Annotated in this window: 11 protein-coding genes and 1 pseudogene; 5 read left to right on the top strand and 7 right to left on the bottom strand. The window is 72.2% G+C overall.

The annotated features are described in order from the left end of the window. Positions 1-347, top strand: a pseudogene (locus tag PK606_RS15185) (formate-dependent phosphoribosylglycinamide formyltransferase); the annotation flags it as partial. Between the two features lie 27 nt (positions 348-374). Here the strand turns inward: PK606_RS15185 and PK606_RS15180 are convergent. Next, positions 375-2291 carry an alkaline phosphatase family protein gene (locus PK606_RS15180; RefSeq protein WP_324565161.1) on the bottom strand — a complete coding sequence of 639 codons (1917 nt, stop codon included), beginning with the start codon at positions 2289-2291 and terminating at the stop codon, positions 375-377. Between the two features lie 65 nt (positions 2292-2356). Here PK606_RS15180 and PK606_RS15175 point away from each other — a divergent pair, with 65 nt between their 5' ends. Continuing rightward, on the top strand, positions 2357-3169 hold the full coding sequence (locus PK606_RS15175; RefSeq protein WP_324565160.1) for a creatininase family protein: 813 nt from the start codon (positions 2357-2359) through the stop codon (positions 3167-3169). Positions 3170-3257: 88 nt separating this feature from the next. Here PK606_RS15175 and ribA read toward each other — a convergent pair whose 3' ends face one another. Further along, on the bottom strand, positions 3258-4415 hold the full coding sequence (ribA, locus tag PK606_RS15170) for a GTP cyclohydrolase II (RefSeq protein WP_324565159.1): 1158 nt from the start codon (positions 4413-4415) through the stop codon (positions 3258-3260). A 198-nt stretch (positions 4416-4613) separates the two neighbouring features. Between ribA and PK606_RS15165 the strand changes: the two genes are divergently transcribed. Continuing rightward, complete coding sequence (locus tag PK606_RS15165) at positions 4614-5402, top strand: RibD family protein (RefSeq protein WP_324538216.1); 789 nt, start codon at positions 4614-4616, stop codon at positions 5400-5402. 32 nt (positions 5403-5434) lie between these two features. On the opposite strand, the gene PK606_RS15160 is transcribed toward PK606_RS15165, so the two are convergent. From PK606_RS15160 to PK606_RS15140, 5 genes are read right to left on the bottom strand one after another with little or no spacing between them, the layout of a single operon-like run. After that, positions 5435-6403, bottom strand: a complete 969-nt coding sequence (locus PK606_RS15160) for a lysylphosphatidylglycerol synthase transmembrane domain-containing protein (RefSeq protein ID WP_324565158.1) — start codon at positions 6401-6403, stop codon at positions 5435-5437. A 19-nt stretch (positions 6404-6422) separates the two neighbouring features. Continuing rightward, positions 6423-7367, bottom strand: a complete 945-nt coding sequence (locus PK606_RS15155) for a class I SAM-dependent methyltransferase (RefSeq protein WP_324565156.1) — start codon at positions 7365-7367, stop codon at positions 6423-6425. Between the two features lie 33 nt (positions 7368-7400). Continuing rightward, positions 7401-8465, bottom strand: a complete 1065-nt coding sequence (locus tag PK606_RS15150; RefSeq protein ID WP_324538213.1) for a glycosyltransferase family 4 protein — start codon at positions 8463-8465, stop codon at positions 7401-7403. Between the two features lie 34 nt (positions 8466-8499). Beyond that, a complete protein-coding gene (locus tag PK606_RS15145) occupies positions 8500-8898 on the bottom strand; it encodes a 6-pyruvoyl trahydropterin synthase family protein (RefSeq protein WP_324538212.1) in 399 nt (132 codons plus the stop codon). 19 nt (positions 8899-8917) lie between these two features. Continuing rightward, positions 8918-9904 (bottom strand): zinc-dependent alcohol dehydrogenase, encoded by a 987-nt coding sequence (locus tag PK606_RS15140; RefSeq protein WP_324538211.1) that lies wholly within the window; start codon positions 9902-9904, stop codon positions 8918-8920. Between the two features lie 116 nt (positions 9905-10020). Here PK606_RS15140 and PK606_RS15135 point away from each other — a divergent pair, with 116 nt between their 5' ends. Both PK606_RS15135 and PK606_RS15130 read left to right on the top strand, forming a co-directional pair. After that, entirely contained in the window at positions 10021-10770 is a 750-nt protein-coding gene (locus tag PK606_RS15135; RefSeq protein ID WP_324565155.1) for a CDP-alcohol phosphatidyltransferase family protein, read from the top strand. A gap of 53 nt (positions 10771-10823) precedes the next feature. Next, on the top strand, positions 10824-11422 hold a 599-nt coding region (locus tag PK606_RS15130), incomplete at its 3' end, for a YceI family protein (protein ID WP_324565154.1).

Below are 11422 nucleotides of genomic sequence, written 5' to 3'. Positions count from 1 at the left end.
AGGTCAGCCCGCGTCCGCACGACACCGGCCTGGTCACGCTGTGCTCGCAGCGCTTCTCCGAGTTCGAGCTGCATGCCCGCGCCATCCTCGGCCTGCCGGTCGATACCGCCTTGCGCGAGCCGGGCGCCTCGGCCGTGATCTACGGCGGGGTCGATGCGCAGGCGATGCGCTTCGAGGGCGTAGCCGAGGCGCTGGCCGTGCCGTGCAGCGACCTGCGCCTGTTCGGCAAGCCGGAATCCTTCGTCAAGCGTCGCATGGGCGTGGCGGTGGCCAATGGCGCCGATGTCGATGAGGCGCGCGAGCGCGCCAAGCTGGCGGCGAGCAGGGTCAGACCGGTCGCGGGCTGAATCGCTCGCCGGGCGCCGCGGCCGGGTTCAGGGCGCGCGGCGGAAGGCCTCGATCAGCAGCGGCGTCACGTCTTGCATCGGCCCGAGCGGCGTGTCGGGCGGGACCAGCCCCGGCACGAAGCCGGCGGCCTCGAAGCGCGCGAGCAGGGCGCGGTCGTGGCTGACGATGTGGATCGGCACGTCCCACGGCTGGCCCGGTCCGGTGACCGAGCCGATCGGCTGGTGATCACCGACGATGATCGTAAACAGGTCGGCCGGCGCGTGCTGGCCGAGGTAATCGGCGAGCCAGTCGAACTGGTAGCGCATCGAGGCGAGGTAGGCCGGCGTCGGGTCGGACCAGCGCACCGGGACGCCCTCGGCGGCGGCGAGCTCGTCCGCACTGTAGGCGTCACGGCCGAGCAGGCGCGACCAGTCGTCGGTGAAGGGTGCGATGGCACGGAAGGGGGCATGGGTGGTGACGGTGGGAAACACCACCAGCCGCGGCCGGCGTTCGCGTGCCGCGCGCGCCGCCTCGATGCGCTCGGCCAGGCCGGTCGGTGCGGCGGCCATCGAGGCTGCCATTGAGGCGGCATCAGCGTCGGATGGGCGCGCGTCTTCAGGATGGTAGGCCGCGAGGCGAACGCGGACGGCGGCCTCGTCGGCAATCGCCGTGGCGTCGTCTGCGGCGTCCTCCGCTCCGCCTTCCGCGCCGTCCTCCGCATTCCCCGCCCTGTCCTGTTGCGGAGCCGCCCTTGCCGGGAAACGCTTGCCGAACTCCTGGTGGTGAATGAGCGCCATCGAAGCCTGGTCCGGAATGCGCCAGAAGCCGAAATGCGGTCCCTGGTAGCCGATGCGGTCGGCGTCGGCGATGCGGTCGAAGCCATAGAAGGCCCCCTCCGGCCAGGCGCGCTGGATGCCGGGTGTCCACACCACGGTGTGGTAGCCATTGGCGGCAAAATGGCTGACCAGGGTGGGGCGCGCGGTGGTCAGCAGCAACTGGTAGTCGGCTGGGTTGCGGGTGTCGATGCCGGCGAGCAGGCTGCCATGGGCGAGCCAGGAGGCGCCACCGAAGGTGGGCGAGATCAGCCGCGCCGACACCACATGGCGACCGCTGGCGGCGATGCCGGCGGCGAGCCGCGTCCGCGAGGCCGCCAGCGCCTCGGCGATGTCCGGCTTGTCGAGCGTGACCGCGCCATAGGCCTCGGCGAACACGATGAGCACATCCGAGCCCTCGAGCGCATCAACGTCGCCTGCGAAATCCGGGCTCGGGCCCAGCCGTTCGACATGGGCGGTGCGCGACAGTGCGAGTGCCAGCAAGCGGGATTGCTCGGCGAGCAGGCTGCTGACCGGCGGCGCGATCAGTGGGCGCAGCACCTCGCCCTGCCAGGGCTGGGTCGCCCCCAGCGCGCAGCCGAGCGCGCCAAGCCCGAGCAGTGCGCGACGGGTGGCCGTGTGCTCCGCCGCCCGGGCCAGACCCTGCAGGCACAGGCGCACGATCGCGTAGATCAGGGCCACTGCGGCCACGGCGAGCAACAGGCTCAGCGCCAGACGGAGGTAAGCACCACCGGCGCCGCCTTCGCCACTCATGCGGAGCACGGCCCACAGGTGCTGGCCGTCCCAGTAGGCATTGAGTCTGCGCCCGAAGATCGAGGGGACGGTGACGTTGAGGTAGTGCAGCATCACCCAGGCGGTGCCCAGCATCGACAGTCCTGCCAGCAGGCGGCCGCCGGCACGTCCGCGCCAGCCGACCCAGGCCGCCAGCGCCACGACGAGCGCCGCCAGTTCTGCCGAGAAGCGCCATTCCAGCCGCGGCCACAAGGTGGGCCAGTGGTTGCCGAAGCCGAGCAGCAGGTTGAGCACCAGCAGTGGCAGCAGCACGAGTGCGAGCACGCGCAGGCCGCTGGCGAGCACCGTCCCCGGCAGGCCGCGCGGCTTGCGGGCGTGGCGTTGCGGACCGGGCGTCATGGCCGCCTCGCCGCCGGACGGGCTATGATCGGCGCCTCGCCCCACACCGTCTGGACGCTTCCGCCATGGACACCCCCGCCGCTGTCGCCTACTGGCAGGACCTGAGCCCGCAGCAGATCGCCCGCCTCGCGGCCGAGGACACCGTGGCCTTGCTGCCGCTGGCGGCGGTCGAACAGCATGGCGAGCATCTGCCGCTGTCGACCGACCTCGACATTGCCCACGGCCTGCTGCATGCCGCCTTGCCGCGCCTGCGCGCGGACGTGCAGGTGTGCGTGCTGCCCGCGCTCGCGGTCGGTCTCAGCCTCGAACACGCGGACTTTGCCGGCACCCTGAGCCTGAGTCCGGAAACCGCGCTCGCGGTGGTCGAGCAAGTGGGCGCGTGCGTCGCGCGGGCCGGCCTGCGGCGGCTGGTGCTGTTCAACACCCACGGTGGCAACAAGGCGGTGGTCGATCTGGCCGCGCTCAAGCTGCGCGCCGCGCACCGCATGCTGGTGGTGCGCGCCAACTACTTCCGCTTCGCGCCGCCCCCCGCGGCCCTGCCCGCGGCCGAGCTGCGCCACGGCCTGCATGGCGGGGCCCTGGAAACCGCGATGATGTTGCATCTGGCACCACACAAGGTGCGGCGCGAGGCGCTGGCGAACTTCGCGTCCCTTGGCGAGCGCATGGCCGCCGACGGCCGTCGGCTTGGCCCCGAGGGCGAGGCCGGCTTCGCCTGGATGGCGCAGGATCTCAATGCCGGGGGCGCGACGGGTAACGCGACGCTTGCCGATGCGGCACTCGGCGCGCGCCTGGTCGAACACTTTGCCGGCGTGCTTGCGGGCGTCATCGAGGATGCGCAGGACTTCGATCTTGGCCACCTGCGCGACGTGCCCGCCTAGCGGCGCAGCGCGCTGCCGTGCCCGGCGTCGATGTGCGGGCGGTGGCAGGTCGCACATGGGCGCGTGTTGAAGCGTCGGTTTGCGGGGCTCAGGCGCCGCCGGCCGTGCCCGGGGCAGGCAGGCGCTCGGGTTCATCGGTGGCGGGCTCGTCCTGCTCGGTCAGCAAGTCATGCAGCCAGTGACCGTGGCGGTGCGCCTTGGTCTGCAGGTAGCGCTCGTTCTGGCGCGTGACCTCGCCATAGATCGCCTGGCGCGCCACGACGTTGATGCCGGCGCGTTGCAGGGCCTCGACCTTGCTGGGGTTGTTGGTGAGCAGCAGCACCTTGGAGACGCCGAGCTGGTCGAGCATCTCGTGGGCGACGCGAAAGTCGCGCTCGTCCTTGGAGAAGCCGATCACCTGGTCGGCATCGATGGTGTCCAGGCCCTGGTCCTGCAGGCCGTAGGCGCGCAGCTTGTTGGCCAGCCCGATGCCGCGCCCTTCCTGCGACAGGTAGAGCAGGATGCCGCCGCCCTGGGCGTTGATCGCGGCGACGCCGCGGCGCAATTGCTCGCCGCAGTCGCAGCGCAGGCTGCCGAAGAGGTCGCCCGTGAGGCAGGAGGAATGCAGGCGCACGGGCACCGCCTCGGGCCATTGCGCGGCGTCGCCGATGACGATGGCGACGTGCTCGTGCACGCCATCGGCTTCGCGGAAGAGCACGAAGCGGCTGTTCTCGGCTTCGGCCAGCGGCACCTTGGCCTCGCTGATGCGGGTCAGGGTGCCGGGCCCGCTGTTGCACAGGCGCAGGGCCTCGTTGGCCTCGACGGCCAGCACCTGGCCGCGTTCGATCTCGTTGGCGACGACCGCTGCCTGTGATGCGGACACCGCGAAGGACAGTGCGGCGGGGACCAGCTGGGCGCGGCCGAGCAGGCGCAGGGCGGCACGTTCGGCCTGGCTGGCCGCGCGCGCACGGGTGCCCGCAGGCAGGGTGGCGCCTTGCATCCAGGCCAGGTCACGCAGCGCGCGCGCGTCGGGCAGGGGCTCGAGTGCGAGCGCGACGGCGTCGGTCGCATCGGCCTGCCCCAGCGCCGCCATGCGATGGCGGCTCAACACGAGCTGTGCCGCGGCGCCGCTCAGCTGCAGGGCGTCGTCCAGGCTGCGCCCGGTCAGGCCCTCGACGGCGAGGACCAGCGTCTGCCTGCCATGGTCACGCAGCACGATGGGGAGGCCGCGACGCAGATCGAAAATGGCACGCTCGGCTTGGCGCATTACTGTGTTCTCCGTTGGGGGTTCTGGTTCACCATCACGCAAGCCGTCCCCGGGGCGGGCAGACGCCGATGTAAACCGTGTGTGAAGGAAGGATGAATGTCAGACGAGCTTCTATCAGATTGGGGCTGGACGTGCATATTGCAAGCGCGTGATGCCGATTGGGCCGCCTGCGAGGCAACAAGTTTCACGGTGCAGGGCGTGGATATCGAAATCCGGCGCGGTGGCGCCTGGGGCTGCGCGCGCGATCTGGACCGGCCGACGCGGGATCTGCTCGATCTCTTCCTGCCCTGGGTGGCCACCGCCGCGCCGGTCGTGATCGCGCAGATCGGGCAGAGCCTGGACGGACGCATCGCCACCGCCAGCGGGGCCTCGCACTATATCAACGGGGAGGCGGCGCGCGCGCATCTGCATCGCCTGCGCGCGCTCGTGGATGCGGTCGTGGTGGGCGTGGGCACGGTCAATGCCGACGACCCGCAGCTCACCGTGCGCCATGTGGCCGGGCGCAATCCGGTGCGCGTGGTGCTCGATCCGCGCGGCCGCGCCAAGCCGTCGGCGCGGCTGTTCGGCGATGGGCTCGCGCCCACGCTGCATCTGGTCGCCGCCGGCCTGCCCGCGGCCGAGGCCGCGCCGGCAGCGGACCCATGCAGCGCAGGGGGTGCAGGCGGCACGGTGCTGCGGATCGCGCTGGCGAGCGGTGAAGCCGGCTTCGAGCCGGCCGAGGTGCTGGCCCGCCTGGCCCGGCGCGGCTTGCGGCGCGTGCTGGTCGAGGGCGGCGGGGTGACGGTGTCGCGCTTCCTGCAGGCGGGGGTGCTCGACCGCCTCCATGTCATGGTTGCGCCGATGCTGATCGGCGCGGGCCCCGCCGGCCTGGTGCTGCCGCCGATCGACCGACTGGACGAGGCCATTCGGCCGCCCTGTCGGCACTTTGCCTGCGGCGAGGATGTGGTGTTCGATCTCGCGCTGCGCCCCCTGCGGGACCCGCCGTGAGCGTTCCCGGCCGGGCGGGCGCACAGGCCTTGCTAGCGCCGGCGCGCTAGCAGGAGCAGGGCGCCGGGCAGGCTGGAGAGCAGGACGACGAGGCCATAGCTGACCGAGATCGCGACGCCTTCGGCCGCATTCAGGCCGGCCAGCGACCACACCAGTGCGGCCGCGCCTTCACGGATGCCCCAGCCTGCGATCGACAAGGGGATCGCCATCGCCAGCAGCACCCAGGGCACCAGCGGCATGACCTCGCCAACTGGCGTCGTGATGCCGACCATGCGCATGCAGCACAGGTAGACGGCCAGGTAGCTGGCGACGATCAGCAGCGAGGCGATCAACTGGCGGGCGAAAACTTCGCGGGCGAGCAGGGCGTGCTGCACGGCGCGACCGAGGCGGCCGATCACCGTTGGCCACCGCCACGCGGCGAGACCGACGAGCAGGGCGGCGGCCAGCAGCAGCCAGAATGTGGCGCCCGCCGCTTGCGCAGCGGCCGCGCCGTCGAGCCCGAGCAGGCGCAGCGGCACGGCTTGGAGCGCTGGCGACCAGGCCAGCGTCAGCAGCGCCACCAGCAGCAGGGCAAGCTGGCCCGAAGCGCGCTCGATCAGCACGGCATGCCAGGCGCCGGCCCGCTGGCCGGCTGCCGCCTCGCTGCGCGCATGGCGCCAGGCGCGCCCGGCATCGCCCATGACGCCGCCCGGCAGCATCTGGTTGAGGAAGGTGGCGAGGTAGTACTCGGCCACGGCATGACGCAGGCCCAGCGGCACGCCGAGCTGGTGCGCCGTGAGCCGCCAGCGCCAGGCCGACAGCACGATCTGCGGCAGGCTCAGGCCGAGGGCGAGCAGCAGCCATCCTGGGTGGGGCGCGGCAAAGGCCTGCGCCAGCGCGGTGGGGTCGAGCCACAGCAGCACGAGGGCGAGCAGGCCGAGGCTCAACGCGAGGCGCAGCGCCGGCAGCAGCAGGGCGCGCACACGAAACCGCTGGCGTATTTGGGGGAGCGTGCGCGACATCGGCAGCGGGCGTCGATCCTCAGCCTGCGTTGCGCACGGGGTGGGTGCGGGGGGCGGCGAAGAGGTCGACATGCCCCACCACGAGCTGGCCCGGCGAAACCCCGCACAGCGCGCTGCGGCGCCCGTGCCAGGCCTCGATGCGCGCAGTCGCCTGCGGGCACTGCGCGCGGGCGGCGTCACGCCAGCCGTCGATCAGGGCGCGTGCCAGGGCGGCATCGCCGGCTTCGGCGAGGTTGAGCTTCCAGGGGCTGGGGGCGAGCTCGACCTCGAAGCCGCGCGCATCGAGCGCGGCGGCAAGCGTCGGTGCCGCGTCGGGGCCGAGTGCCGCGCCCAGCCCCTTGTCGCGCCGCTGATGCGCGTTGAAGGCCTCGCGCACGAGGGCGTCGTCGGCATCGCCCGCCACTTCGCCGGTGCCCTCGAAATGCCACAGCCCGTCCACGCTGAGGGTCACGAGCACGGCGCAACGCAGATCGGCACACAGGTCGGCGAGTCGCGCCAGCCAGGCTGCATCGACAAGATCGAGCAGGGCCGATGCGCAGACCAGGCCCGTCTCGCCAAGCGCCGTGGCGTTCAGGGCGGCCAGATCGAACTGCCGTGTCTCGATCTGGACGTGGCCGCCATCGTGGTCGCGCAGCTCGGCGCAGGACGCGAGCGCGCGTGCGAGCAGGGTGGGATCGTGGTCGATCAGCGTCCAGCGTTGGGGGCCGGGCAGGCGCGGGGCGAGGTAACGCGGGTTGGCGCCGCTGCCGGTGCCCAGGTCGGCCAGCATGAAGAGGCGCTGGTTGTCGGCAGCCGGCTGGCGGGCTCGCAGCCAGTCGGCGGCGCGCCGGTTGAGGTGGTCGGCGCGTGCTGCACTGTCGGCTGCGCTGCGCAGCGCCAGCCAGTCCGCATCGAAGAGCGCATCGGGGTGGGCGTCCCGAGGGGCTTCGGGAGGCAGCGGGCTTGCGGGCGTGGGTGCGAGCATGGCGGCAGTCTCGGGCGAGGCGATCGGTCGGGCTCAGTGCCGTGCGGGGGCAGCGCCTATGCTGTCCAGCGCGGCGGCAAACTCGTCGGCCGCCTGCGTCCAGCTGCGCAGCTGCAGGCGCGCCCGGCGCGCGCCATCGCGCAAGCGCAGACGTCGGTCGCGGTCCTGCAGCAGGTTCTGCAGGGCGCTCGCCAAGGCCGCGGCGTCATCGGGCGGCACGCTCACGCCCGCGTCGGGCGGCAGGGTCTCGGCCAGCGCGCCACCGCTGGTCGTGAGCACCGGCAGGCCGGCGGCGAGGGCCTCGTCGATCACCATGCCATATCCCTCGTAGCGCGAGGCAAGCACGAACAGGTCGGCGCTGGCATAGGCCTCGCGCACCACCCGCTCCGGGCATTCGCCGAGCAGGCGCAGGCGATCGCCCAGGCCGGCGCGGCGGATGGCGTCGGCGATGGCGGCGGCGTGCTGCGGTGCGCGCGTGAGGCTGCCGATGCAGTCGCAGGTCCAGGGCAGGTGCTTCACTGATTGCAGGGCGGCAAGCAGCAGGTCGTGGCCCTTGCGCGGCGTCAACGAGGCCACGCACAGCAGGCGCGGTGCGATGTTGTCCGCGGCGGCGAGTGCGCTTGGCTCGGTGCCGGGGGCGACGACGCGCAGGCGGGCGGGACGCACGCCGAAATCAGCCAGGCGGCGGGCGGTAAACCGGCTGGTGCCGATGACGAGGCGCGCCGCCGACAGCACGGCGCGTTCGCTGGCGAGCAGGCAGCGACGGCGGCTGGCGTCGAGCCCGCTCTCGTCGGCGAGCGGATGGTGCACCAGGACGACGAGCGCCAGCCGACCGGCGTGGGCAAGCGCCACTTCGGGCAAGCCGCCCGCGGCCAGGCCGTCGACGACGACCTGATGCCCGGGCGGCAAGGCAGCGAGGGTGCGAGCGAGTGCCGTGCGCGCTTCATCGTCGGCATCGGGAAAGCGCCCGGGCAGGCCATGCACCTGCACCGTCCAGCCGCGGCTGCGCAGCCCGGCGACGATACGCGCGTCGTAGAGGTAACCGCCGGTGAGCTGGCCGGGGTCACCGGGCACGATGAAGCTGAGCTGCCGCGTCATGCGCCGGTTCTCGAGGAGCGCCGGGCAGCCGCGGTCAAAGCGCGCCCTCGTAGCTGGCCCAGGCGATGTGCGATTCGTGCAGCGTGACCTTCAGCCGCTGCAGGCCCCGGCCGCCTGCCCCCAGGCGACCACTACGGATCGCGCCAGCCATGCGGTCGAAGACCACGCGCGCCATGAACTCGGTGGTGGTGTTCTGGCCGCGGAAGGCGAGCTCGTCGTCGAGGTTGCGGAAGTTGAGATCGGCGAGCAGCGTTTTGAGGGTTTCGCTGGCGAGGCCGATGTCCACCACCAGGCCGTCGGCATCGAGCTCGGCACGCTGGAAGCAGACATCGACCACATAGGTCGCGCCATGCAGGCGTTGCGCAGGGCCGAAGATGGCGCCCTGGAAGCTGTGCGCAATCATGACGTGGTCTCGGACGGTGAGGCTGTACATGGAGGGTCTCCGGGTGGGGTCAGGGGTAGCGGATGCGCTCGCACAACGCGCCGCCGGGCTCGTGTGCGAGCCGGGCCATCAGTTGCGGCAGGTCGGCGAACGGACTCTCGCCGCTGATCAGCACGTCGAGCCGCTCGTCGACGAGCAGCGCAAGGGCAAGTTCCATGCGCCGGCGGTAATCCCAGCGCGGCGTGTGCGAGGGCGGCAAGTGGCCGACCTGGCTGGATTTGAGCGACAGGCGGCGGGCGTGAAACGCCCCGCCGAGCGCGAGCGGCACGCTGCGCAGCCCGTACCAGCTCATCTCGACGATGCGGGCCTCCTGGCCGCCCAGTTCGAGCGCGCGCGCGAGTCCGGCCGGGTTGCCGCTGGCGTGCACCACGAGGTCGCATTCGGCGCTGGCCTGGTCGGGCAGCCGATGCGTGAGCCCGAGCGCGGCGGCGAGTGCCGCCCGGCCAGGATCGACGTCGACGAGCTCGACCTGGGTGCCCGGGATGCGCCCGCACAGCCAGGCCAGCAGCGCACCGACGACGCCGGCACCGATCACCGCGATGCGCTCGCCCACCGTGGGCGCGGCGTCCCACGCGGCATTGATCGCCGTCTCCATGTTGGCGGCGAGCACGGCGCGCTCGGCGGGCAGGCCGGCAGGCAGGGGCACGACCGCAGAGGCCGGCACGATGTAGCGCTGCTGGTGCGGGTGCAGGCAGAACACCGTCTTGCCGACCAGTTCGCGGGCCGAGCTGCCGCAGCCGTCCTCGACCACGCCGACGCTGATGTAGCCGTACTTGACCGGGCCGGGAAAGTCGCCCTGCTGGAAGGGCGCGCGCATGCGCTGGTACTCGCTGACGGGCACCTCGCCGCGAAACACCAGGCACTCGGTGCCGCGGCTGATGCCGCTGTACAGGCTGCGCACGCATACGTCACCATCGCCGAGTGGGGGCAGCGGCGCCGGGCGCAGTTCGCCGCGATCCGGCGGCAGGCTCCAGAAGGCGAGGTTGGCTTGGGACATGACTCGAGGGACCGCCCGGCGAACCCTGGCGGCGGCTTGATGATCGAAGCTCGCATGGTAGCAGGCGGCACGGGCCGGACCGGGCGCGACAACAGCGGGAGGAGGGGGGGCGATCGATGAAGCAGCAGGACATGACGACGGCGGGCACGGGCTGGCCGCGGGCCGGCCTCGAACTTGGCCTCGGCCTGGCCGGCGTGGCGCTCTCCGGCGGCGGGCTTTCTGCGGTGGTCGGTCTGCCCGTGATGGCGCTGCTCGCCGCACTCGGGGTGCAGGCGGCGCTGTCGGCGCTGCTGTGGCTGCACTGGCCCGATCGCGGGCGCAGCCTGGGGCCGGCCAACCACGTCACGCTGGGGCGCGCCGCGCTCGTGTCGCTGCTTGCGGGGGCGGTGCTGGTCCCGTCGTGGGCGCAGCAGCAGGCCTGGCTGCTGGCCGGCATCGCGGGCACGGCCTTGCTGCTGGACGGCGTCGACGGCTGGGTGGCGCGGCGCTGGCGATGCGCGAGTGCGTTCGGCGCGCGCTTCGACATGGAACTCGACGCCTTTCTGATGCTCGTCCTGTGCATGCACCTGCTGTCGATGGGCAAGGCGGGGCCGTGGGTGCTGGCGATCGGCCTGATGCGTTACGGCTTCGTCCTAGCGATGCGGCGCTGGCCCTGGCTCGACGCGCCGCTGCCCGACAGCCGTCGGCGCAAGCTGGTGTGCGTGTGGCAGGTGGCGAGCCTGCTGCTGTGCCTGCTGCCCCTTGTCGGTCCGACGTTGGCGACAGGCTTGCTGGCGCTTGCGCTCGGCCTGCTCGCCGGCTCGTTCGCCCTCGATGTGCGCTGGCTGTACCGGTCCGGCGCAAGCCTGCGGGTCGCCGGGCCCTGAAGAGGACGGCCGGGATCCGCCACAAGAACTCAACCACCAAAGGAGACGCAAGCATGAGAGCCGAAACGAGACCTGCCGCGCTGCGCACGCTGATCGGTAGCGGGGCGCTTGCCGCCGCGCTGGCGGCCAGCCCGGTGCTGGCCGAGCCGCACACCTACCGCATCGACCCGGATCACTTCGCGATCGCCTTTCAGGTCGACCATGTCGGCTACGCAAACGTGATCGGCCTGTTCCTGAAGGCGAGTGGCAGCTTCGTGTACGACGAGGACGCGCGCACGCTCAGCTCGGGGCGGGTGGTGGTGGTGGCCGACAGCGTGTTCAGCAACCACGGCGCGCGCGATCGCCACGTGCGCGACAGCGACTTCCTCGATGCGAAGCGCTTTCCCGAGATCGTGTTCGAGGCCACCGCGCTGGAACTCGGCGCGGACAACACCGGCAAGCTCGCGGGCAAGCTGACCCTGCTGGGGCAGACCCACCCGGTGACGCTCGACGTGTCGCTCAACAAGGCGGCGGCCTATCCCTTCGGCCACCGCAAGCACACGCTGGGCATCTCGGCGAGCACGACGCTGCAGCGCAGCCAGTGGGGCATGAACTATGGCGTCGACCGCGGCATGGTGGGCGACGCGGTGGCGCTGAGCTTCGAGCTCGAGGC

This window comes from Ottowia sp. (genome assembly GCF_035444425.1).
Taxonomy (GTDB): Bacteria; Pseudomonadota; Gammaproteobacteria; order Burkholderiales; family Burkholderiaceae_C; genus Ottowia.
This window is presented reverse-complemented; position numbering and strand designations above follow the sequence as displayed.

Coding starts and splice junctions, on each gene's coding strand:
- PK606_RS15180 (WP_324565161.1), bottom strand. CDS start 2,291: ATGACGCCCGGTCCGCAACGCCACGCCCGCAAGCCGCGCGGCCTGCCG.
- PK606_RS15175 (WP_324565160.1), top strand. CDS start 2,357: ATGGACACCCCCGCCGCTGTCGCCTACTGGCAGGACCTGAGCCCGCAG.
- ribA (WP_324565159.1), bottom strand. CDS start 4,415: ATGCGCCAAGCCGAGCGTGCCATTTTCGATCTGCGTCGCGGCCTCCCC.
- PK606_RS15160 (WP_324565158.1), bottom strand. CDS start 6,403: ATGTCGCGCACGCTCCCCCAAATACGCCAGCGGTTTCGTGTGCGCGCC.
- PK606_RS15155 (WP_324565156.1), bottom strand. CDS start 7,367: ATGCTCGCACCCACGCCCGCAAGCCCGCTGCCTCCCGAAGCCCCTCGG.
- PK606_RS15150 (WP_324538213.1), bottom strand. CDS start 8,465: ATGACGCGGCAGCTCAGCTTCATCGTGCCCGGTGACCCCGGCCAGCTC.
- PK606_RS15145 (WP_324538212.1), bottom strand. CDS start 8,898: ATGTACAGCCTCACCGTCCGAGACCACGTCATGATTGCGCACAGCTTC.
- PK606_RS15140 (WP_324538211.1), bottom strand. CDS start 9,904: ATGTCCCAAGCCAACCTCGCCTTCTGGAGCCTGCCGCCGGATCGCGGC.
- PK606_RS15135 (WP_324565155.1), top strand. CDS start 10,021: ATGAAGCAGCAGGACATGACGACGGCGGGCACGGGCTGGCCGCGGGCC.